The organism is Cyanothece sp. BG0011, assembly GCF_003013815.1.
Lineage (GTDB): Bacteria > Cyanobacteriota > Cyanobacteriia > Cyanobacteriales > Microcystaceae > Crocosphaera.
Genome location: NZ_PRLH01000146.1, coordinates 20,428 through 46,501 on the forward strand (window position 1 = coordinate 20,428; position 26,074 = coordinate 46,501).

Here is a 26,074-nt window from a genome sequence, read left to right on the forward strand (position 1 = left end):
CTCGTTGTATAATAATGATTATCATTTTGATGAACCAGTTCGCCACTAGAGGTTATGAGTTCTACCACTGAATATCTTTCCTTACTCCATCGTCCTCGTCGCCTTCGTCGTACCTCCTCCTTACGCCGTATGGTACGGGAAACCCAATTAACAGTTAACGATCTGATTTATCCGGTGTTTGTCATGGAAGGAGAAAACCAGCAAGAAGAGATTCCTTCCATGCCGGAAATCTATCGTTATTCCCTCGATTTACTCCTCAAAGAAATAGCCGATGCTGCTAATTTAGGGATCAATGCAGTTGCACTTTTTCCGCTCATTCCTACGGAAAAGAAAGATAACGCAGGAACAGAAAGCTATAACCCCGATGGTTTAGTACAGCGTACTATCAAAGCCATTAAACAAGAAATTCCTGAAATGACTGTCATTACTGATGTAGCCCTTGATCCTTTTTCTAGCTACGGTCATGATGGCATAGTAAAAGATGGCAAAATTCTCAACGACGAAACAGTAGAAGTATTAGTAAAACAAGCCATTTCTCAAGCAGAAGCAGGAGCAGACATAGTCGCCCCTTCCGATATGATGGATGGTAGAGTAGGAGCCATTCGTCAAGGTTTAGATGATGCTGGTTATTTTGATGTAGGCATCCTTGCTTATTCGGCAAAATACGCTTCAGCCTATTATGGTCCTTTCCGTGATGCTTTAGAATCTGCTCCCCAATTTGGTGACAAACAAACTTATCAAATGAACCCTGCTAATAGCCGAGAAGCGATTAAAGAAGTGGCTTTAGATATTGCTGAAGGGGCAGACATCGTAATGGTTAAACCAGCTTTAGCTTATCTAGATATTATTGGTCGCATCAAAGAATATACCAACTTACCTGTTGCTGCTTATAACGTTAGTGGTGAATATGCAATGGTTAAAGCTGCTGCCCAACAGGGTTGGATTGATGAAAAGCAAGTCATTTTGGAAACCCTTACCAGTATGAAACGGGCAGGGGCAGACTTAATTTTGACTTATTTTGCCAAACAAGTCGCTTTGATGTTGCGCTAAAGCACCTTGAAATCCTCACAATTTTCCTTGCAACAGACTTTGAATTTTTGACTATAATAATAATCATTATCAAAATATTATTCTATGATTATTGCTGTCGCTAGTCCCCCAGGTGCGGGCAAAACCCACTGGATTCATGAACAAATAGCCCAAACTAATAAACCTGTGGGCTATTTCAGCCCCGAAACCGATTCCATCCCCATTGATGCCATTTATCTCCAAAGTGAATATCCTCAATTGAAACTTTATCAGACAGGAGAAGAAGCAGCATTCACTGACACCATCACCTATGTTGAAATTCCTTGGTATTTAGATTTAGCAGGAATTGAACCTTTACTGCAAATGGTTAATTCTCATCGAGTGGCTATCATTCCGGATGATACAGACAGTACAGAATTAAAGAGTTGGGCCGATGAAATTATTCCAGGAACCAACATTATTAAACCAACCACAGATTTACAGATTCATCGGGGGGTTTTGACAGGCGAAATCTTAGATTTTGATAGTTTAGCTACTTTTTGGCTGGAACTTATCCAAGGTGCTTACGGTGAAGTCGTTCGGGCCAAGGGAATCTTTGATTTAGCAGACGGACAAATTTATTATGGTGATTTTATATCAGGGAAATCGGAATTAGAATTCAAACCCTTAAATTTACCCCGTTGGTTAGATGGTAAACCAGATCGTTTTAGTGGTTTTGAAGTAGTGGGTAGTAATTTAGATAAAGCTGAGATTGTTCAGACTGTCCGAGATTGCTGCGTTCCCGAAGCAGCCATTAATTATTACCAACAACAAGTAAAAGAAGCTTTAGCAACTGAATTAGAGGTAGTATGAAAATAGCAGTAATATCAGATATTCATGGTAATTATGCAGCTTTAGAGGCAGTTTTACTAGATATTGACCAACAAAAAGTCGAAAAGATTTATTGTCTTGGGGACTTAGTGGGTTATGGTCCTTTTCCCAATGCAGTAGCTGAGCAAATTCGTTCTTTAGATATTCCCACTGTACAGGGTTGTTGGGATGAAGATATTGTAGAAGGACTCAACGCTTGTGAGTGTAGTTATCCTTCCCTTTTGGCGGAAAAAAGAGGTGTAATCGCCCACGAATGGACAAATAAGCACGTCCATCCAGAAGTTCGAGAATATTTAGCCCAACTTCCCCATACTTATAAAGAAGGTAATCTCTGTTTTGCACATGGTAGTCCTCATAGCAACCACGAATATTTGTTACCGGAAATGGATGCTTTTACTGCTTTAGAAAGAGTCCTTTCCAGTGATGCAGAGATATTATTTTGCGGACATACCCATGTTCCCTACGTTCGCACCCTAGATGCTGGACAATTACAAGTAAGCGTTCATCAACCCCATAAAAAGGAAGAACCTACTGTTAGTTTTAATACTCCCCTGAAACGTATTATCAATGTCGGTTCCGTAGGAGAACCCCGTCATGGTCGTCCTGATGCTACCTATGTTATCTATGATACGGAAACACAAGCGGTAAACTTACGGGAGGTGGAGTATGACTATAAAATAACCTGCGCTGCTATATTAGATGCTGGTTTACCAGCGATTTTTGCTTGGCGTTTGGCTAGAGGTTTAGAATTTGCCGAAAAAGCCGATGATCCGACTCATGTTTGCGAACGTTAATCATAGCAATTTCTGTTAGTAGGGGTTAACGGCCGTTAACCCCTACAATATAAACATCTGGGGTAACTGAAAGATCATTTTTATTCATCGTTGATAACATCTTCTAGGCTGTATTTTCGTTCTTGAGGAAAGCGATCGCAAAAATATTTTACAAGGAAACCCCCTGAAACCCGGAACAGAATTTTGATGTTAAATATGATACTGGTTAATAGATGCACTAAATGTATTGTTATGGTAAGGTGTCCAAGACTATACAAGGGTTTAGTTAAACTGTTGTTTAAGTAAATACTTGTAAGTAAAAAGAATATATTAATAATAATTAACAATAATTTACCTGATGTAAGTATTACTATAAATTATTATCATTATACTATATATTAGTTTGAATCTTCACTGATTAAATAACTATCTTTTTGTAAGTTATTTAAACTATTCTTTTAATTTCTTAATTATTCAATATTATGTCTAAAAAAGCTCAACATATTATCCCTTGTGTATATCTTAAAAATTTTTGTCTTAATCCTAGAGAAAAAAGAGGTAAGAGAAAAATTAATTGTGTTAATTTAGATAGTGATAGATTCAGTGTTGAGACCAGAAGGATAGAAAAAGTAGCGAAATTAAATAGATTTTATTCTATAAAAAAAAATGAAGGAGAATATGATGATTCTCCTGAGAATAATAATGCAGATATTGAATCTACTTGGAATCGAGTAATCGATGATACTATAAAATTAAGTGATAAACTAAGTTTTTTGGATAAATCTAAGACCTTTGAAAAATCTCAGTTATCTATCGAATTAAAAGGACTTATTTCTCATCTTTTTTGGAGAGTTGAAGCTAGACGTACAGAAATTGAATCTTTTTTACACTCAGAGTCTATTCTTATCAAAAAAGATAGCCCAGAAAGGTTTAAAGAAATTACAAAATTAGTTCATTTAAGAGAAACAGGGCTTATGGCAGCAAGAACTTTTTTATCATTTTTAAACAAAGAAATTTGTATTTTTATTAGTGAAAAACCCATTTTTATTACTTCTGATAATCCTGTTATAATAAGTGATGGTGATCCACATGGTCGTACTGATATTTTAAATCTGAAATCTATTATACAATGTGCAATTAGTCCGAAAATTTTAGTGGTAATTTATCCTAGCCGAATATGCAATCGATTATCTGAAGATGAATTAGAGAAAATGTTAAAAGTTAGTAATAAGGGACTTTTTGAGAATGAAAATTTTAAAAAGATAAATCATCAAAAAATAAAGGTTAAAAAGATAGATGATTTAAAGTTTAAAGAATTTTATAATGAACTTATTTTAATTGAATCAAAGAGATGGCTATTCTCAAATAATCAAGATTTACTAAGGGAAATTTTATATCTTTTGCCTCAAAGATCAAAAGAAAGACCGAAAATCACCAATATTAATGATTCTTCTCTATTTGTATCTTCAAGAAGAAGATTTCTTAAAGAGTGCTTAAAAGATTTACAGAGACATTGAATGTACCTACTAATATCAAGCATACAGTTAAATAAGCACTAAATTTGATGTTAATTTAATTCAATATTATCTAGAATCGTAGCAAAAATACAACTAACCCCCAAATCGCACTAAGAGACTGTTCCTAAACAAAATATTAAGTAGGGTGCATTAGGAAAACTATATTTTTTGGGTAGTTACTATGATTTTTGGTGCATTACGCTACGCTAATACACCCTACAATTGTTTTAATCCTAAAGCTCAAAATCAATTACATTTTAAAAGTGAAAGAGCTTTCTTTTTAATCACATTGGGATCGACCTTTTCTTCCAGCAGATCGACAGTTAGTTTTCCTTCAAATGCTTCAAAAGAAGCCTCTTTAATTGCTCGCGGATAGGCTTCGTCAATTATTTCTTGTAAGATATCCCTATTGGCATAATAACCCCCTGACTTTCTTCTTCTGTTGGTACGATTGATATTGTCAATTGAGTTAAAAATAGATCGATCCCAGGAACTAGTCGTTCTTTGTTCTGCCTGTTGTTTAATTAGATGAAGCAAAAGAATTACCATATAGCTGTAGATTTTATTAAACTTATCTTCCTTTGACATTTCATCTATTTCATCAATAATTTGCAAAGCACCAATATAGTCCTGTGCTTCAATTTTTTTCCTTAATTCTTCGATTTCATACATACGTTTGATTTACCGATGGCGATATACTGATTTTATCAATTTATTATGGTGTAAGTATTTGATATAATGATTATCATTATTAAAAATAAGCAGAGCAATGTGGGCAATTTTAAGCGGAATTGAAGGAAATATCGCAGCTTACGAGGCAGTATTGGCAGATATCAAACGCCAACGCACTCCCGTAGAAGCATTGTATATTTTAGGGGATGTCATAGCAGCCAACCCCGATAGTGAAAAAGTAATTAAACGAATTCAAACCCCTTTACCTGGAGAATTAGAACCCCAAGTATGTGTCGGTTGGTGGGAGGAACAATGCTTTGCTTTACACGCTGTGGGTTCAACAGCAGAACCGACAGAATTAATCGGTCGCTTTGGGATGGAAACCGTAAAAGTTCTTTGGGATTTCGTATCCCGTGAAACGGTACAGTGGTTACGCAATTGTCATTTTGGCTTCTTTGAATTAGATTGTCTGTTAATTCACGGCAGTACCGTTAGTGCCAGCGATGAGTTAACCCCCGAAACCCCCCCCTGGCAAATGCTCGACCGTTTGCAAAGAGTAGAGGCCAATTCTCTTTTTTGTGGTCGTTCTGGTCAAGTTTTTGAATATGTACTACAAGGGGGTTCGGTGAATAGTTCGGTGATGACTTTAGATAGTAAGCAACCCATGCAAACGATGATGGCACCCAAAAGAAGGGTTGTAGGGGTAGGAAATGTCGGTAGAGAACCTGGAAAGGCTACTTACACCCTTTATAGTCCTAATAGCGATTGTTTGGAGTTTAAGACAGTTTACTATGGGGAGAAAAAGGGTTTCGGTAATTAAATCGAATTAATCGAGTTCTTTGCCTTTGGTTGTGGTAGGAACAGATAAACAATGCTCGATCTGTTGATACAATTTATCCTTATCCAAATTTTGTCCAATCAAAACCAATTGATTTTTGGGTGTCCCTTTCCATTGATCATCTTCTAAAGTAAACCGCTTACCACTAAGATGAAAAATGTGGCGATCGCTACTTTCATTGAACCATAAAATACCTTTAGCTCGAAAAACATTTTTGGGGATTTGGTTATCTAGAAAATATTGAAATTTCCGAAGAGAAAAAGGTTTATCGCTTTCAAAAGAAACGGAGGTAAAACCATCATTTTCTAAATGATGGGAATGGTGATCATAGTGATGATGATCGTGGTCATGATCATGGTGATGGTGATCATGGTGATCATGGTCGTGATCATGGTGATGTTCAATTTCTTGATGCTCAAAATATTTATCAGATTCAAATAATCCCACACTCAGAATTAACGGCAAGGAAACTTGAGATTTCTTAGTACGCAAAATTCTAGCAGATTCTTTCATCTCTCTAATTCTATTTTCTAAAGAATCGACCTCAGCTTCATCTACTAAGTCAGTCTTATTTAAAACAATAATATCTCCATAAGCAATCTGACTTTGAGCTGCTTCTGACTTGAATAAATCGAGGCTGAAATTAGCACAATCTACCATTGTAATGATAGAATCTAGACGAGTCATGTCTCTTAATTCTGTCCCCAAAAACGTTAAAGCAACTGGGATAGGATCAGCTAATCCTGTGGTTTCAACAATCAGGTAATCTACTTTTTCAGGACGTTCTAAAACTTTATAAACTGCTTGAACTAAATCTTCGTTAATTGTGCAACAGACGCAACCATTGTTGAGTTCTACTACATTATCTTCAGTGGTAACAATTAACTCATTATCAATGCCAATTTCTCCAAACTCATTTACTAAAACTGCTGTTTTTATTCCTTCTTGATTGGTTAAAATGTGGTTGAGAAGTGTTGTTTTTCCACTTCCGAGAAACCCAGTAATAACTGTTACAGGTACGCCCCGTTTGGTTGCATCAATTATATCATTGTTTCGGGGCTGTTTATCCACTATTTGCATAATTTTTCGGAGTAGTTAACTTATGGGCAAGAAAACAATCAACAGGTAGATTTACTCTATCGGTTGATATACATTCTTTTTTATATTAGCTCATTAACTGATAAAATGAGAATAATAATCATTCTTATAAAAAAGTATCTCGAGGTTGTCTGCCGATGAATACCAAGAATCCCCAATATGACGTTGTCATTGTCGGAGCTGGGGCTGCTGGAATTGGTTGTGGGGTGGTCTTAAAAGATTTAGGCATTGAAAACTTTGTTATTTTAGAACGGCATCAAGTGGGTGCTTCTTTTAGCCGTTGGCCAGAGGAAATGCGCTTCATTACGCCGTCGTTTCCCAGTCATGGGTTTGGACTCCTGGATCTCAATTCAGTCGTTTTAAAAACTTCTCCTGCCCTCACCTTTGGACAGGAACATCTTTCGGGGAAGGAGTATGCTTTATATTTGGAGACTATCACCGAGTATTTTCAACTTCCCGTAAAAACTGAGACGGATGTAGAAACAATTGAAGTTCTACGTCAATGCAAGGGGTTTGTTATTCAAACCAATAGAGGTGAGTTCCGAGCGCAGTTTGTCATTTGGGCAGCAGGAGAATTTCAATATCCTCGTTTAAACCCGTTTCCTGGTGCGGATTTATGTATTCATAATTCTCAAGTCCGTTCTTGGTCCAAGCTTGAAGGAGATGAATTTGTGGTGGTTGGGGGCTATGAAAGCGGTGTCGATGCAGCGTCAAACTTAGCAGCATTAGGGAAAAAAGTCAAGTTATTAGATCGCAACAGTAGCTGGGCAAACTTAGACCCAGACCCCAGTATTTCTTTATCTCCCTATAGCCTAAGACGTCTCGAAATAGCTTATTCTCTGGGTCGAGTCGAGCTAATTGGGGAAAAACAAATCGAAGAAGTTAAGGCCGTCAAAAATGGATATGTAGTAGAAAGTGAGTATGAAAAGTGGTTTAGTTCAACACCGCCAATTCTCTGTACCGGTTTTGATAGCAGTTTAAAACAGATTGCTCCCATGTTTGATTGGTCAAATGGCTATGCGGCACTGACTCAAGAAGATGAGTCTACCCTAACGCCAGGATTCTTTGTCGTCGGGCCTTCGGTCCGTCACGGGGAGTTAATTTTTTGCTTTATTTACAAATTTCGGCAACGATTTGCTGTGGTCGTTAATGCGATCGCTCAACGTCTGGAAATCGATACGACTCCCTTGCAAGTCTATCGTCGAGAAGGGTTGTTTTTAGATGACCTTTCTTGCTGCGATAACGATTGTGTTTGTTAAAAAAGAAAATGAATATCTTTACACCCTCAAAAATAGAACGAGATTGTGTTGTTGTCATTGGCAAAGAAAATACGGGCAAGTCACAACTAATTGCTTCTCTGACGGGTAAATCTGCATATAGTGACAATTTTCGTGGCTCTACCATAGCTTGCGAAACGTATCAATCTGAAGCCTATAGTTTTATTGATACCCCTGGAATTCTTTATCGTTCCGATAGCGTAACCACTAGGCAAGCTTTGAGACAGTTGCAAGAGAATGACACCGTACTATTAGTAGTCAAGGCAACCGACGTAGATAGAGATTTAGCAGATTTATTACCCTTGGTAGCAGATAAACGGGGTATTGTGGTGATTACTTTTTGGGATAAGCTATCCTCGACCACCCACAATCAACAAGTGGTTCGAGAGTGGAGGCAAAACTCTAACCTGAGCATTATAACTGTAGATGCTCGCTACCTGACAGCAAAACAGCAAAACTTTATTGTAGATGCTCTCGGAGAACCTCATCCTTTTCCTGAGCAATGGATTCCTCAAAGGGCTGGTTGGCACATTCAACCGCAACCGACGCTGCTAGAGCATCCGAACCTGGGCTGGCTACTAGCGATCACCCTATTACTGATTCCTGCCATAATTGCTGTTTGGGGGGCTAACTCCTTTGCCACTTTAGTAGACCCCGTCATGCAAGCTGCGGTCGCTTCTTTGATTGAACCGTTATCCCAACTCCCGATTGGGTTAAAAGAAATACTCATCGGTCAATATGGACTGGTAACGATGGGGCCGTTGCAGAAATGTTGAATGTCTTTAGAAAACTTTACATATCAAATTAGACTAACCCTATGGTGCTTAAATTTCACCTTAACCAAATCAGTTTTCTGAACCAATGTACATAGCTAATTTCCTGACACATATAAGCTTGAAGATAACGGAGTTTATCTAATATCGTTTTTTCCAAATTCTAATGGTATTTCTATTAACTGTAGAATTAAATAAGCAATTAAGCAACTATAGATTTGGATTCTAATTCCATTCTCATTCTTCGTCATTAGTCTGTCTAATTTTAAGTGCATCTTTAAAAATTTCCAAAGTAATTCTATCTGCCATCTTTGTACATAAATCTCTGCTATTTCCTCATTGCTTACTCCTTCTTCTCCATCAAAGGGTAAATTAGTTGCTAATCTAAATTCAGTCCTGTCTTCTAAGTCACAAAATGCGACTACTCTAATTTCTACTTCTCTTTCATCTTTTCCTACTTTAGAATTACCATCATCTAGCCTTTCTAAAGTAACATTATTTTTAATTCTCAAGACAAATGCTTTGTTTTGTTGTTCTTTCAACTCCCTGATTCTTTCACAAGAAGCGAACCCTCTATCCATTATGCCTACTCCATTTTCTGGAATTGCATTTACTGTTTGATGTCCATATTTATAGTCATGTCCTTGCCCAAAATGAATAACTATTCCTCCTGTTTCTGATGTCCAGTTGTCTAATCCACAAAATAGTTTAACTTGATGATATCCTTGACTGCATAAAAGTTTACTTGTTAGACTAAGTATAGTAGAATCAATAGGAAAATAAGAACGAGCTTTTCTTTCTCCTTTTCGTTGACGAAGCTTTCTTTTTAATTGATTAATGATGTCAAGAAAAACTTGAGTGTCTCTTTTCTTGCTTGCCTTAGAAAAATTAGATATTTTTAGGTCTATTCCTTGAGTATTTAATCTTTTAAATAAATCCTGCATACTCACAACACTTTTATCCATTACATACTCCAACCAGCAGGAGACAAATGAAAATGTACTGAGAACCGAATAATCATTTCTAGGTAAAGGTTTTAAGATAGTTTTAATGACTTTAGGAAAACTTTGTAAAATCAAATTATTTATTTTGCTTTTCTATGTTTTTTCTTATTCTAGCATTTTAAACGGATTTTCTCCAGGCTTTTTTCTAACATTCAACATTTCTGGGAGGTGGCATCTGAATCCTTAGATTTCTATCAAGTTGACCCAATGGGGTTGGATTGGACTGATAGGATGATCCTAGAAACCATGATCAACAACTTTAATGGTGGGCCAGTGGGATTAGAAAGTGTGGCAGCTTCAACAGGAGAAGATGCGAAAACCATTGAGGATGTATATGAACCCTATCTGCTACAAATTGGGTTTCTTCATCGCACCTATCGGGGGAGGATGGTCACAGAATTGGCGATAGAACACTTATTGAAAACTGATTTGAACTAATGATTTAATTGATAAACGGCGATGGTGGAATCACCGAATTCTCAGCCATTACAAAGAAATGCAACAAATTATAGAGAAATATAACAAAGAATAACAACGCTAACACTAACATTTACATCAGCCTGAAATAATTACGGAAGTAGAATGCACTTTCTGACGCATAATGTTCCCTAATTGCGTAATAACTAGCAAAACCTAAGAAAATTACCAGTCTGATGAACCAGCATACTTATAACAAAATCCACCAGTGGATATCAAAATCAAGGGGAATCATCCTCATGGGACTTATACCCAGTTTATGGATGGGTTTAACCCAGAAAACCCTCGCAAGGAACCTAGATTTAGGAGAATGGGAACAATTGGGGGATGTCTTGATAGAAAACGCAGGACAAAAAGCGAAATTGTCAACAGATGCAACCTTCTTTTTTGGATTTGGGGATGATAGCGATGTCGGTGCGAATAACGGAGAATTTAACCAATCAGGACAATTAGCCGAAATTGTCGGTTTTGGAGGTTTAGAAGACTATTTAGGGATACCAGTGGCGTTATTAGATGTAGAAGGATTTGCTTACGAAGGATCAGCAATAAAGACAGAATTAACAGTCAATGCAGGAGATAAATTAAGTTTTGACTGGCAATTTTTTACCAACGAAACATCAACAGAAATAGAAGAGGAATTGCGACCATTTAAAGACTATGCCTTTGTGTTAATTGATGGTCAAATTAGCAAATTAGCGGATTACCAAAAAGTAGTTGAACAAGGCTTACTAGACGTAGAAACAGGGACATTTGATAGTAAAACTGAAAAAGAAATCTGGGAGTATCGGTTCGATACAGAAGGAACCTATCAGGTCGCTTTGGGAATAATCGATGTAGATGATTTCTTTATTACCTCAGCCTTATCAGTAGAAAATGTACAATTACAAGTGGTTCCAGAACCATTAACTGTACTGGGAACAGTAACAGCCATAGGATTTGGGTATGGATTTAAAAAAAGTTTAAAAAAGAGTAGGAGCAAAAAAATGGAAAGCTGATAACTATAGTTAGTCAAATTAAAAAAAGCTTAACAACTATTGATCTCTTAGTCTTTTAGTTAATTTGGTTACAAAATGACATGGCTTTCCTGGTAAAAATTAAAGAGAGATTCAACGTTTATTCTGATAATGGACTAGGGAATCTTAATGGAAAGAAGCCAGAAAAAAGTAAGAAAATTTTGATTAGAGAAAACTGAAAAAATGGAAAACTTTGTTTCAGAATTGACCAGCAATCAACATCCTAGTATTAGTCCTTTAGAAAACAATGTAATGGTATCTCGTGAGATAGAAAGTCATCTATCTCAAATGAATCCTTCAGATTTGTTATTAATAGAAATTGATCAATGGCTCGAACAGTCTAAAAATTTAACTGAAACTCAAGAATGGGGAATAGAAAAAGATATTATTAATAGGGAGACTATTCAAAAAGAAATAATAGATATCAAGTTAGATGAATTATTAGGAAATTATCAAGTAGCACTTACAGAAGATGAATTATTAAACAATAGTGATAAAAAGAGTCAATGGCTCGAAAGACTAGAGGAGTTTAATGAGGATGAATTAATTAAAGATGGTCTAAAAAAAGTCAATCAGAGATTATCGAACTTTTTAGAAGAAAAAGATTGGGAATCAAGACTGAAAGAAATATTAGGAAATAAATGGGATAAAGAAAAAGCAGAAAGTCTAATTAAAGAAATTATAGAAGAGAAGAGACAACCTAAAATTGAAATTGTAGAAGGTCAAATTTTAGGAAGTCAAGGAGGTTATGCTGCTTCAAAAAAAACAATCTACTTAGAAAAAACATTAGTAGAACGAGCAGCCGAAAATCCTAGAGAATTAGAGAAGGTAATAGCAGAAGAACTAGGACATTATTTAGATCATCAACTAAATGGGAAAATAGACACCAAAGGAGATGAAGGAGCTAAATTTTCGGCTGTTTTATTCCAAGAAGCAGTTAGTATTGAAACTGAAAAAAGATGGAATGAAGAAAATGACTACGGAAAAATTAATTTTGAGGGAGAAATAATTGAAATAGAGCAATCAACAAATGAAATTATTGGGACAACAGGAAGAGATATTTTAGAAGGAACTAACTTAAATGATAGAATAATTGGAGGATTCAGTGCGGATATTTTAATAGGAAAAGAAGGAGAGGATAGCTTTATTTATCAAAGTATTAGAGATGCAGGGGACATCATTAAAGATTTTGAAATAGGAAAAGATAAGATTGATTTAACCCTAGTCTTAGAAAGCTTTGGATATACGGGAAATAACCCCTTAGAAGATGGATATATTGTGTTAGGAGATTATAGTAAAGGAACTATTGTCTACTTAGATAGTGATGGAATAGGTGGATATAGTCCCCGTCCTTACATTCAAGTAGAAACAGTAACACCTACGGAATTAGGAAGTCAATTAGACCATTTTTGTCCTTACCCAGTTGTGATTGAAAATCAACCCCCGACGGTTGCGTTAGACACCATCATTAACAGTCTCAATGAAAATAGTGATACAACTAATCCAATCAAAGTAGCAGATATTGTTATCAATGATGATGGAGAAGGAACGAATAATTTAACCTTAAGTGGAACTGATGTAGCGTTATTTGAGATTATTGGTGATGAATTATTACTCAAAGCTGGTGCTAATTTAGACTTTGAAAGTCAGTCGATTTACCAAGTTAATGTAGAGGTTGATGACACGACGGTTGGGGTAACACCTGATGATTCTGTCACTTATATCTTAGCCATTACGGATGTTAACGCACCTCCCACTGTTACTTTAAATAATTCCGTTGCAAGTCTCAATGAAAATCTAGATACAACTAACCCCATCAAAGTAGCAGATATTGTTATCAATGATGACGGAGAGGGAACAAACAGTTTAGCCTTAAGTGGTGACGATGCTGACTTCTTTGAGATAGTTGATAACGTCTTATATTTGAAAGCTGGTACAATCTTAGACTTTGAAGATAAGAGTAGTTATAACGTCAGAGTAGAAGTTGATGATGTAGAAGTTGAAGACACACCGGATGGCTTTGTTGATTACAGTTTGACTATTACGGATGTAAATCAACCGCCCACGGTTGCTTTAGACAACGTTATCAACAGTATTAATGAAAATCTAGATACGACTAATGCTGTTAAAGTAGCTAATATTCTTATTACTGACGACGGAGAAGGAACCAATGATTTAATCTTAAGTGGGGACGATGCAGGGTTATTTGAGATTGTTGGGAATGGATTATTTCTCAAAGCAGGAACTAGCTTAGACTTTGAAACCCAGTCGAGTTATCAAGTTGATGTAGAAGTTGATGACCCAACAGTTGGGAATACTCCAGATGCTTTCGCTACTTATACCTTAACCATAGGTGATGTTAATGCTGCTCCGACTATTACCTTAAACAATTCGGTTGAGAGTCTCAACGAAAATGTTGATACTACCAATCCTATTACAGTAGCAGATATTGTCATTAATGATGACGGGGAAGGAACAAATAATTTAACCTTAAGTGGGGATGATGCTGACTTCTTTGAGATAGTTGATAACGTCTTATATTTGAAAGTTGGTACAACCTTAGACTTTGAAAATAAGAGTAGTTATAACGTCAGAGTAGAAGTCGATGATGTAGAAGTTGGAGACACACCGGATGGTTTTGTTGATTACAGTTTAACTATTACGGATGTTAACGCACCCCCTTCTATCATTTTAAATAATTCCGTTGCCAGTCTTAATGAAAATACAGATACGACTAACCCCATCAAAGTAGCAGATATTGCTATTAATGATGACGGGGAAGGAAGTAATAATTTAACCTTGAGTGGAGACGATGCAGACTTATTTGAAATTGTTGGAAATGAATTATTCCTCAAAGCTGGGGCTAATTTAGACTTTGAAAACCAGTCAAGTTATCAAGTTGATGTAGAGGTTGATGATCCGACTATTGGGGGAACACCTGATGATTCTGTCACTTATACCTTAGCTATTACAGATGTTAACGAACCCCCTTCTATTACCTTAAACAATCCGGTTGAGAGTCTCAATGAAAATCTAGATACAACTAGCCCTGTTAAAGTAGCAGATATTGTCATCAATGATGATGAAGAAGGAACCAATGATTTAAGTTTAAGTGGAACTGATGCAGCATTATTTGAGATTATTGGCACTGAACTCTTCCTCAAAGCCGGGACTAATTTAGACTTTGAAACCCAGTCGAGTTATCAAGTTAATCTAGAGGTTGATGATCCAACGGTTGGGGTAACACCAGATGATTCTATCACTTATACATTAACAATTAGTGATGTTAATGCACCCCCCACTGTTACGTTAGAAAACCCAGTCATTAATCTTAACGAAAATACTGATACCACTAACCCGATTAAAGTAGCGGATGTTGTTATCAATGATGACGGAGAGGGAACAAACAGTTTAGCCTTAAGTGGAGATGATGCTGACTTCTTTGAGATAGTTGATAACGTCTTATATTTGAAAGCTGGTACAACCTTAGACTTTGAAGATAAGAGTAGTTATAACGTCAGAGTAGAAGTTGATGATGTAGAAATTGGAGACACCCCAGATGGTTTTGTTGATTACAGTTTGACTATTACAGATGTTAATGAATCTCCCATTGTTGATGGAAATAAAACTATTACAGTTTTAGAAGATAGTGGACAAACCTTATTAAACATTAATCAACCCACAGATGTAGATGGAGATAACTTAACCATTACCATCGATACTATTCCTGATAGTAGTCAAGGAAATATTTTAAATAATGGAGTTGCTGTAAATGTTGGAGACAACCTAACCCTAGAAGCGTTAACTAACTTAGTATTTACTCCTGTAGAAAATGCTAATGGAGAAGCAGGAAACTTTACTTATACTGTCTTCGATGGAGTTAATGCTGTCTCACAAACTATCACCATTAATATTACTCCTGTTAATGACTCTCCTACCTTAACAATACCCAGTTTACCGACTATTTCCGAAGCAACCAACTTTAGTATTACTGGGATTATCGTTAATGATATTGATGCAGAAATTGTTCAAGTGACTTTAACGGTTAACAACGGAGTCATTAGTTTAAGTGATTTACAAAATATAATCGTAATTAATGGAACAGGAAATGAAGATGGTACTATTACCATTCAAGGAAATATTAATAATGTTAATGCTGCTTTAGACAGTTTGATTTATCGCAGTAATTTGAACTTTGAAGGAATAGAAAACTTAGAAATCACCGCTAACGACTTAGGAAATACGGGAGAAGGAGGGATATTAGAAGTTACAGAAACCCTAAATATTAACGTAGAAGCAACCAATCAACCCCCCGATGCAGAACCAGACAAATTATTAACTGTTGATCAAGATAGTGGAGGGAATGGTTTAAATATTACCCCACCAATTGATCCTGATAATGATCCTTTAACCATTACAATCACAGAGGTTCCTGATAGTAATTTAGGAGTTCTTGAACTCAATAATAACCCTGTCACTATCAATCAAATATTAAGCAGTAATGAGTTACAACAATTAGTATTTATTCCTGCAAATGGAGTTACAGGAAACGGTGGAAACTTCAGTTATTTAGTCGAAGATGGACAAGGAGGAAGTGATACACAAACCGTGACTTTTAACATTTCTCCTGTGATTATTTTACGGGAAGAAGATAACTTTAAAGTCATCCATGAAGAAACCATTACCATTCCCGAAACTCCTTCAAAAATACGCTTTACTTATGAATCATTAAACTTTGATTTTGGGGATATAGACTTTATTAACGATGCGTTTGAAGTTGCGTTATTAGGGAATAATGGAGAGAGTTTAGTTTATACCATTGATACGGATAAAGATACTTTCTTTAATAGTACCGAAGAACAAGGAATTATCACAGCGAATGGAGTGGAAATAGAGGGTAATACGGTTAGTTTGGATGTGGGATATTTACCTGAGAATACTGAAGCGACTTTAATCTTCCGTTTGGTTAATAATGATAGTGATACGGAAACATCTGTCCGTATTCGTGGTTTAGAGATTGTCGAAAATACCAATCCTATAACCACAGGAGTGACACCAAATACTCCAGTCAATACTGCAACAAATTCAATCAACTTTGCTGTTGTAGAAGATGTTTCGAGTAGTATCATTGCTGAATATCAAATTACTTCATTCGATGAAAAAGATAAGACATTATCCACAGAAGTTAATCTGAAAAATATTGGAACTTATGGATTAAATGATTCTGTAATTGTTGCGATCGCAAATATCAGCAGTCCTAATATTTGTGTTGTTGATGCAGATGGAATTACCCCCGAAGGATTACCCTATTATGACTTTACTAATTTACTGAATAATGGAAAATTAGATCCCGAACAAATTAGTCAAAGTATAACCTTCAATTTCCGAAACCCCCAAGAAATACAATTTACTTATGATTTAGTAATTCTTGCAGAAATTAATCAACCTCCCGTCATAGAAAGTACCCCAACCCTAGAAATTATTGGGGGACAAACCTACCAATATGATGTTAATGCAACGGATATCAATGGCGATAATTTAACCTATTCCTTAACCGTTTCACCGGAAGGAATGGCCATTAATTCCCAAACAGGAGAAATTACTTGGGAGACAACCATCGATGATATCGCAAACCATCAAATTACTATAGAAGTGAGTGACGGAAGAGGAGGAATTGATACCCAAACATACAATTTATCCGTCATTTCTGAACCCCCCAACCGTCCCCCACTGTTTACTACTTCTCCTGTGGTTGATGCTTATATTAATCAACTGTATCAATACGATGCAGATGCAATTGATCCTGATTTAGACCCCTTATCATTTAGTTTAATATTAGGACCAGATGGGATGACTGTTAACTCCCAGACGGGAGTTGTGGAATGGACACCACCCCCAGTCTTAGTCTTAGGAGATACAGTATTTGGTCAAATTGGAATACCTGGAGAAAAAGACGAATTTACCTTTAGTGGAGTGTTGGGACAACAAATTTATTTTGACCCCTTACAATTTACTGGTAATCGTTTTGATTGGAATTTTGAAGTTTATAGTCCCAGTGGACAACGAATCGTTGATACGAATTTAGAATCCTCAAATAATCAGATCATTACTCTTACAGAAACAGGAAATTATCGTATTGTTGTTGATGCAAATAGTGACGTAACAGGAAGTTATGGGTTTAGGGTAATTGATGTTAATTTAACCCCAGTTATTTCCCTTGATACAGTAATAGAAAATCAACTAAGTCCAGGGTCAGAAGATGATATTTATCGCTTTACTGGAAATGAAGGACAAAAACTATTCTTTGATAGTTTGAGTAGTGGTAGTTTAAATTGGGTATTGTATGATCCTGATAATAAAGTTGTTACCAATTCTAACTTTAGTGATCTTGAACTTTATTTACCCACAGATGGAGAATATAAACTGGCCATTAGAGGAACAGGTAGTTTAACCGATATCACTCCTTACCGTTTTGAAATTATTACCCCTGATGAAATTACCCGTCCCATGAATTTGGGTAATAATGAAAATCTAAATAGTGTATTTGGAGAAATAACTGAAAAAGGAGAAGAAGACGTTTACACCTTCACTGGAACAACAGGCCAAAAACTCTATTTTGATCCCTTATATTTAGATTCTACTGCTACTTTCAGTCACACCATAAATATAACCAGTCCCAGTGGAAGATCAATCTTTAGTCAAAACCTTTACTACGGAGATAGAGACACCCCATTTTCCTTACCCGAAGATGGAACCTATCGAGTCAGAATTGATGCGTTAGGGGAAAATACAGGAAGTTATAGTTTCAACCTCCTAGATGTTGGTTTAGCAACCCCGATTAACTTAGATACAGACTATTCAGGAACCCTAAGTTTAGGCCAAGAAACCCATTTCTATCAATTTGCAGGAACCGAAGGACAACGCATCTTTATTGATAGTCCTAATGATTTATCGGGGGCCAGATGGACAGTTTATGATTCTGGTAATAAACAAGTTGCTAGTACGTCAATTTTTAGTGCAATTGAACTGGTATTAGACCATACCGATACCTATACCTTAGCAATTCAAGGAAATAATGGTACAACTCCTGTTGATTATTCCTTCAAAATTATCACTCCAGATATTATTACAAACTCCCTAACTTTAGATACCAATATTGTTAGTGAAATAACTGAAAAAGGGGAACGAGATATTTATACCTTTACAGGAACCAAAGGACAAAGACTCTTTTTAGATACCTTAATTGATCGTTCTGATTTTCGAGTTACTGTGGTAAGTCCTAGTGAAAATAACCTCATTAATAATATTTCAATGTATCGGGATGATTTTCGAGAACCCTTTATCCTCCCAGAAACAGGAAATTATCAGGTAATTATAGATGGTTCGGGAGAAGCAATAGGAGACTATGGTTTTAAATTAATTGATGTGGATGAATCTCCCACTTTAACCCCAGAAATATTAACAGGTAATCAAACCCTTGATCCTGGAAAATCTATTCAATTCTATCAATTTGTTGGTAATGAAGGAGAGAGAATTTACTTTGATAATCAAGAAAATTCACCTAATACAAATTGGCATCTTTATACTACCAGTAATCAGGAATTAAGAGAAGTTAGTTTAAACAGTGATTTTGAGTATGTTCTCCCTAATGATGGAACCTATTTCTTGATGTTAAGAGGAGAAAGAAATGATGAAACGGTTCCTTATAATATTCAAGTCGTTGCTACCACCACAGAAATAACACCATTAACTATCAATAATGAAGTGAATGGAGACATTTCTAAACTGGGTGAACAAGATATTTACACCTTTGATGGAACCGTTGGACAAACCTTACACTTTGAACCTCGCGGTGATAATAGTAACGTTACTGTCACCTTAAATAGTCCCAGTGGTCAGCAAATCTTTAATCTCAATGGTAATAGTTATAGTACCCCAATAACCTTAATAGAAGCAGGAACTTATCAATTAACAGTTGATGGAAATACTGATAATACGGGTAGTTACAATTTTGTGATTTCCGATGCAGGTTTACCCTTATCCTTTGGAACTGAATTTAATGGTAATTTAGAAACAAGAAATACAATTTTATATCAATTTGAAGGAACAGCAGGACAACAATTAAACTTTGATAGTTTGAATACAGTATCTGGTTTAACTTGGAGATTATATTCAGAACAAACTTTATTAAATGGTAATCAAATTGTTGACTCAAGATCATTTCTGAGTGATTTTAATGTTACCTTACCTATTGATGGAACCTATACCTTAGCTTTACTGAATACTTCTGATAATGATCTTAGTTATGAGTTCCAAGTTAATGATATTTCTCCAACACCTGTTGTTAATAACGGTATAGAAACCTTACGAGAAGGCACTATTTCAGTTGGAGGTGAAATTGATACTTATACCTTTACCGCAAATGCAGGAACCTTAATTTATTTTGATGGACAAGATACATCTAACTTTAACTTTTATGCAAATCTTAAAAATCCTGATGGAAGTAGTGTTGTTAACGGTTTATGGACAGGATTTGATTATGGTGCATATTTATTACCCCAAACAGGTGAATATACCATAGAAGTTCGTGGTAATGGTAACAGTATTACAGGAGATTATAGCTTCAAATTAGTTGAACTGAAAACATCAGTAAATATAGACTTAAATATACAAAATGATATTGCTTTAAATCCATTTGAAACTAAAGGATTTAAGTTTACAGGAACCGCAGGACAGAAAATATGGTTTGATGGATTAAATACTACTAATCCTAATATTACAGCAAGGTTATTAAACTCTAGTGGTCGTCAAATTTCGTCTTTAAGTGATCTGCGAGGTGATATAGGATTACAAACTTTAGAATCAGATGGAGACTATTATCTTGTTCTACAATCTAATAATAATGCAGACACAACAGCTAGTTTTAAACTATTAGATAATAGCAATGCAACCCTCATTGATTTAGATACAGAAATTAGTGGAGACTTTGGAGAAAGTACCCTCGAAACCCATCTTTATCGCTTTAATGGAACCGAAGGACAACGGCTGTATTTTGACCGTATAGATGGCGATTTTTGGAATTCATACTATATCTATGATCCCTCAGGTCAACAGCTATTTTCTCAACGTTTTCATGCTGATTATGAAGGAATTACTTTAGTAGCAGATGGAGAATATACTTTTATTGTTCAAGGAACAGTTAATGCAAGTAATAATAACTATAATCTGACCATAGTTACTCCTGAATTCACGACAAATTCAATAACAATAGATGAAATAATTAACGGAGAAATTAGTGAACCAGGAGAACAGGATACTTACACTTTTGATGCTATCATTGGACAACAAATATGGTTAGATGAACTGTTAGGAAATAGTAGTATTGTTGCTACCTTATATAGTCCCAGTAATCGTCAAGTATTTAGTACCAATTTTGGCAGTTTAGACTATAATACTTCTCGTCCAATCTTAGCAGAAACAGGAACCTATCGACTGGTAATTGATGGAACAGGAGAGACAACAGAAGCATATCGTTTCCGCTTATTAGACTTTGCTGATGGGACACTCATTAACTTAGATGAAGATATTAGTGGAAACTTTGGTGAAATCGGACGAGAAGCACATATTTATCGCTTTGATGGAACCGAAGGACAACGACTCTATTTTGACCAAAAAGATGGAGATTTTGGGAACTATTACTATGTTTATGATCCATCGGGTCAACGTTTATTCTCTCAACGTTTATATACTGATTATGAAGGACTTACCTTACCTATCGATGGAGAATATACATTAGTATTTGAAGGAGATAATCGCTCTAATAATAACTATCAACTCGAAATTGTTACTCCTGATTTTATAACTAATTCCTTAATCATAGGAGACACCATTGAAGCAGAAATTAGTGAAGCAGGAGAACAAGATATTTACACCTTCGAGGGAACAATTGGACAACAAATATGGTTAGATGAACTGTTAGGAAATAGTAGTATTGTTGCTACCTTATATAATCCTAGTAATACGCAAGTATTGAGTACCAACTTTGGCAGTTTAGACTATAATACTTCCCGACCAGTCTTAGCCGAAAATGGAACTTACAGACTGGTAATTGATGGAACAGGAGAGACAACAGAAGCGTATCGTTTCCGCTTATTAGACTTTGCTGATGGGACACTCATTAACTTAGATGAAGATATTAATGGAAACTTCGGAGAAACGGGACGAGAAGCACATATTTATCGCTTTAATGGAACCGAAGGACAACGACTCTATTTTGATCAAAAAGATGGAGATTTTGGGAACTTTTATTATGTTTATGCTCCATCGGGTCAACGTTTATTCTCTCAACGTTTATATACTGATTATGAAGGACTTACCTTATCTATCGATGGAGAATATACATTAGTATTTGAAGGAGATAATCGCTCTAATAATAACTATCAACTCGAAATTGTTACTCCTGATTTTATAACTAATTCCTTAATCATAGGAGACACCATTGAAGCAGAAATTAGTGAAGCAGGAGAACAAGATATTTACACCTTCGAGGGAACAATTGGACAACAAATATGGTTAGATGAACTGTTAGGAAATAGTAGTATTGTTGCTACCTTATATAATCCTAGTAATACGCAAGTATTGAGTACCAACTTTGGCAGTTATGATGATAGTTCAAACCGACCTATCTTAACTGAAAATGGAACCTACAGACTGGTAATTGACGGAACAGGAGATACAATACAGGATTACAGTTTCCGCTTATTAGACTTTGCTGATGCACCTTTAATTGATTTAGATACAGATATTAGTGGAAACTTTGGAGGAACCCAACGAGAAGCGGATATTTATCGCTTTAATGGAAGCAAAGGACAACGACTTTACTTTGATAGAAAAGATGGCAGTTCATCTAATTATTACTATGTTTATGATCCATCAGGTCAACGTTTACTCTCTCAACGATTACATCTAGATTATGAAGACATAACCTTAGAATTAGATGGTAACTATACCATTGTTTTTGAAGGAATACAGTCTGCAACGAATAATAATTACAATCTGGAAATTGTAACCCCCAACTTCATTACTAATTCCTTAATTTTAGGAGAAACTGTACAATCAGAAATTACCGAAGCAGGAGAAAGAGATGTTTATACTTTTGAGGGAACAACAGGTCAACAATTATTCTTTGATGCGTTAGTGGGTAATACAAACTTAGATGCACGTTTATACTCTCCGAGTGGTGCATTAATTATTAACCGTGATACCAATAATGATTGGACACCGTTTACCTTAACTGAAACCGGAATCTATCGCTTAGAAATTGATGGTAATCTTGATACGATTGGTAATTATGCTTTCAAACTAAGCGATCGCACTTTAGCCACTCCTTTAACCTTTGATGAAGCGATTACAGGAACCTTAGAACCCAATAATGAAACCATACTATATCAAATTATAGGAAGCAAAGGAACGATTCTTAACTTCGATCTTGAAGCCAGTCAATGGGAAGGGAATCGTGCAAACTGGACGTTATATGACCCCAATAATGGAATTTTAGCCCAACCTTTCTACTATGATCCTGATTTTCAAGTCGCTTTACCCTCTGATGGATTATACACCTTAGCGATCGCAGGAAATAGCACCACTCCCGTTGATTACAGTTTCCAAGTCACAGATAATTCCGTTGCACCTATCCCCCTTACCGGAACCAATGTTACTGCTATCGGAACTGTTCCTGATGTAGGAGATGTGGATAGTTATACTTTCAATGCGTCTGCGGGTAGCTTAATTTGGATCGATCAACTCAACAGTACCAGTAGTGGTATTCGCACAAGTTTGAAAAACCCTGATGACACTTACCTCTTTACCAATCATGTTACTACCGATGATCGAGGGGTGATTCGTTTAGATCAAACAGGAGAATACACTTTAGAAACTTACGGGTTAGGAACAACCATCGGAAATTGGCAATTCCAAATTTTAGAATTACCAACAGATCTTACTTCAGAAAACTATAATTCATTACCCTCAAACACTGTCATTGAAGGAACATTAAACCCTGGAAACTCACCAGAAATCTATAGTTTTGATGCCCAAGTTGGAGAGCAAATTCTCTTTAATGGGATGTTAGGAATTGCAATGGAAGTTCGTATTATCGATCCCAATGGTCAAACGATTTATAGTCGTGATAACTATAACTCTGCTGATAGTCCCGTTTTAAACCTAACCCAAAGTGGCATTTATCATGTCTTGATTAATGGAAATAGTAGCACTGAAGAAAATTATGCCTTCCAACTGCTCAATTTTGGGTTAACTCAAGATATTCCTTATACCATTCCTGTCGAAGACACCTTAACCTCTGGACAAGAAAGTAAACTGTATCGTATTGAAGGAGAAGCCGACCAAAGACTATTCTTTAATATTAACCAAGGAAGCTCTTCAGTCCGAATTAAAGTTTTAAATCAGAACAATCAAAATACTCTAAGAAATACCACCCTTAACCCGAATAATAGCTTTGAGGTAACCTTACCCGACTCAGGAGAATATACCGTCTATATCGAGGGAGGAAGTTCAAGCACACCCATTGATTATCAATTCCAAATTTTCTCCTTTGAACAAACTGCCGATATTGTTACCCCTGGAGACGGTGAAACCACAGCCAATAATGCAACTGGAATTTTAGGGACATTCCCCGTCCAAATTCAAGTAGAAGATGGCCGCGGGGGCGAAGCTATCCAAAATTATAACCTTCGCGTCTTCCCAGATCCAGACAATGGAAGTCCCGCCATTATTAGCCTTCCTGAAACTAAATTAGGACTCAACCAAGACATTTATCGTTATCAACTCGAAAGTATCGATCCCGACGATGATAAGTTGCGTTATCGTCTCCTAGAAGCCCCACTCGGTGCCATTATTAATCAAGATACCGGAGAATTAATCTGGTTAGCAGAAGACATACAACCCGGAGAAAGCTATCAATTTAGCGTCGAAGTTTCCGATGGCCGAGGAGGAAGTGATACCCAGACTTGGGACGTAGAAACCTTTGAGGTACTAGGCAAAATTCAAGGGGTAGTATTTGAAGATTTGAATGCCAATGGTATTCCCGATAGTAGCTTAGTGGTAGGGGAACAACCTGATATCTTCTTTGTCATTGATGTTTCCGGCAGTATGGGATCTAGTACAGTTAATTGGAGTGAAGTGGATCTCGAAAGTGCCTTTAACCAAAACCTCTCACCCCTAGACCAAGAATTAGGCTCAATTTTAGCCTTGAGTGAATTTATGATTGCTCAAGGAAGAGGGGATATCTCTATCGGTATTATCACCTCTGGGCGAGATGTGATTGATATGAACCCCACCCTAGAAGGGATACAAGTTACCACCACACCCTTAACCGATAGTAATAATAATGGGATTGCCGATATTCGAGAGGTGATTACTGGTGGTGTTGGCGGTGGTGCCTCCGATACCAGTGGCATTCAAAATGCTTGGGACTTACAACAAGCATTACCAGGAGATCCTAATATATTCTTCATGTCAGATGGTTTTATTAGCGTAGATGACCAACTCATAGCAGATGTGAGAGCCGATGGCGTGAACTTACTGGCCTTTGGCTTTGCAGAAGGGGGAATGGATGTTATGCGTCGGGTTGATCCTGAAGCAGTTTATATCAGTAATCCCAGAGATATGTATGATATCTTCAGTGGTTTTGATCCTCGTTACATCACAGAACCCCTCTTAGAAGGAATTACCGTTTATCTCGACCTAAACAACAATGGCATCTTAGACGAAGACGAACCCTTACAAATTACCAAACAGAACACCTCTACCTCTACCTTTGGTCAAACCAATTTCTACTTTACCTTTGATGATCTTCAACCCGGAACCTATACCGTGCGTCAAGCGGTTCCCAGTGGGTTTATCGAAACCGCACCAGAAAGCGGTAGTTTTGTGGATACCATCACCGTAGGCAGTGGAGAAACTTACTCTCATTTCTTCGGTATTCATAAAGTAGGAGATCCTCCCAACCAAAAACCCACCTTTACTACCGTTGCACCCACGGATGGGGTAGACGTAGGAGAATGGTTCCGTTATCAAGCTAGAGCAACCGATCCAGACAATGATCCCATAACCTACGAATTAGCCGTTGCACCAGAAGGAATGACCATCGATCCCGAAACCGGGTTAATTCAATGGCTACCAACTCAACTTCCTGCAACGAGAGAAGTTTTAGTCACTGGGGGTGGTGGTTTAAACAGATTTGTCACCGTTCCCAATACCGGCCCTGTTGATTTTGAAATCATTGTCACCGCTAAAGATGGTCAGGGAGAAGCAGATATACAATACTTTAAGCTGACAGTGAGTCCGGTTAACACCGATCCCACCTTTATATCCATCCCTCCCCAAATTTCGCCCCAAGTCGGCAAACCCTTTGAATACCAAGCGCAAGCCATCGATGGGGATGAAGATACCTTAACCTATCAACTGAGTAGTAATCTAACAGGTTTAACCCTTGATGCAACCACAGGACTCCTAAGTTGGACACCTAGTTCCAGTCAAGTAGGCAACAATGAAATCACAATTTTGGTGGATGACGGCAAAGGAGGACAAGATCAGCAAACCTTCAACCTCACTGTTATTGATGCCCAACCCAATAACGCCCCCGAAATCATCTCTAACCCCCCCATTCAAACCAGAGTTAATAACCTCTATGTCTATCAAGTGGTTGCAGAAGAT

At 36.7% G+C, this 26,074-nt stretch carries 10 protein-coding genes and 3 pseudogenes; 10 read left to right on the plus strand and 3 right to left on the minus strand.

Annotation, left to right across the window (positions count from 1 at the left end; all coding sequences use genetic code 11):
* Positions 1-54 precede the first annotated feature (54 nt).
* From hemB to C4E06_RS19080, 4 genes are all read left to right on the plus strand, one after another.
* Positions 55-1,050, plus strand: coding sequence for a porphobilinogen synthase (gene hemB, locus C4E06_RS19065; RefSeq protein WP_107669765.1), 996 nt, complete (start codon positions 55-57; stop codon positions 1,048-1,050).
* Between the two features lie 84 nt (positions 1,051-1,134).
* The gene (locus tag C4E06_RS19070; protein ID WP_107669767.1) at positions 1,135-1,881 is read left to right on the plus strand and encodes a GTP-binding protein; all 747 of its coding nucleotides are present in this window, start codon (positions 1,135-1,137) and stop codon (positions 1,879-1,881) included.
* The gene (locus C4E06_RS19075) at positions 1,878-2,693 is read left to right on the plus strand and encodes a metallophosphoesterase (RefSeq protein ID WP_107669769.1); all 816 of its coding nucleotides are present in this window, start codon (positions 1,878-1,880) and stop codon (positions 2,691-2,693) included. Before C4E06_RS19070 ends, C4E06_RS19075 begins: the two co-directional genes overlap by 4 nt.
* A 461-nt stretch (positions 2,694-3,154) precedes the next feature.
* Positions 3,155-4,189 (plus strand): DUF4238 domain-containing protein, encoded by a 1,035-nt coding sequence (locus C4E06_RS19080; RefSeq protein ID WP_107669771.1) that lies wholly within the window; start codon positions 3,155-3,157, stop codon positions 4,187-4,189.
* Positions 4,190-4,435: 246 nt separating this feature from the next.
* On the opposite strand, the gene C4E06_RS19085 is transcribed toward C4E06_RS19080, so the two are convergent.
* Positions 4,436-4,861 carry a DUF29 family protein gene (locus C4E06_RS19085; RefSeq protein ID WP_107669773.1) on the minus strand — a complete coding sequence of 142 codons (426 nt, stop codon included), beginning with the start codon at positions 4,859-4,861 and terminating at the stop codon, positions 4,436-4,438.
* 97 nt (positions 4,862-4,958) lie between these two features.
* Here C4E06_RS19085 and C4E06_RS19090 point away from each other — a divergent pair, with 97 nt between their 5' ends.
* Complete coding sequence (locus C4E06_RS19090) at positions 4,959-5,681, plus strand: metallophosphatase (RefSeq protein ID WP_107669775.1); 723 nt, start codon at positions 4,959-4,961, stop codon at positions 5,679-5,681.
* A 6-nt stretch (positions 5,682-5,687) separates the two neighbouring features.
* Here C4E06_RS19090 and C4E06_RS19095 read toward each other — a convergent pair whose 3' ends face one another.
* Positions 5,688-6,779, minus strand: coding sequence for a GTP-binding protein (locus C4E06_RS19095; protein ID WP_107669777.1), 1,092 nt, complete (start codon positions 6,777-6,779; stop codon positions 5,688-5,690).
* A 155-nt stretch (positions 6,780-6,934) separates the two neighbouring features.
* Here C4E06_RS19095 and C4E06_RS19100 point away from each other — a divergent pair, with 155 nt between their 5' ends.
* Positions 6,935-8,056 carry an NAD(P)/FAD-dependent oxidoreductase gene (locus tag C4E06_RS19100; protein ID WP_107669779.1) on the plus strand — a complete coding sequence of 374 codons (1,122 nt, stop codon included), beginning with the start codon at positions 6,935-6,937 and terminating at the stop codon, positions 8,054-8,056.
* An 8-nt stretch (positions 8,057-8,064) separates the two neighbouring features.
* Positions 8,065-8,838, plus strand: a pseudogene (locus C4E06_RS19105) (GTPase domain-containing protein); the annotation flags it as partial.
* Positions 8,839-8,905: 67 nt separating this feature from the next.
* Here C4E06_RS19105 and C4E06_RS19110 read toward each other — a convergent pair.
* Positions 8,906-9,923: pseudogene (locus C4E06_RS19110) on the minus strand (IS4 family transposase).
* A gap of 93 nt (positions 9,924-10,016) precedes the next feature.
* On the opposite strand from C4E06_RS19110, the pseudogene C4E06_RS19115 reads away from it, so the two are divergent.
* The 3 genes and pseudogenes from C4E06_RS19115 to C4E06_RS19125 all read left to right on the plus strand — a co-directional run.
* Positions 10,017-10,289: pseudogene (locus C4E06_RS19115) on the plus strand (Holliday junction DNA helicase RuvB C-terminal domain-containing protein); the annotation flags it as partial.
* Positions 10,290-10,567: 278 nt separating this feature from the next.
* On the plus strand, positions 10,568-11,323 hold the full coding sequence (locus C4E06_RS19120; protein WP_157951186.1) for a PEP-CTERM sorting domain-containing protein: 756 nt from the start codon (positions 10,568-10,570) through the stop codon (positions 11,321-11,323).
* 201 nt (positions 11,324-11,524) lie between these two features.
* A partial coding sequence (locus tag C4E06_RS19125; RefSeq protein ID WP_232826302.1) for a putative Ig domain-containing protein occupies positions 11,525-26,074 on the plus strand: 14,550 nt, incomplete at its 3' end.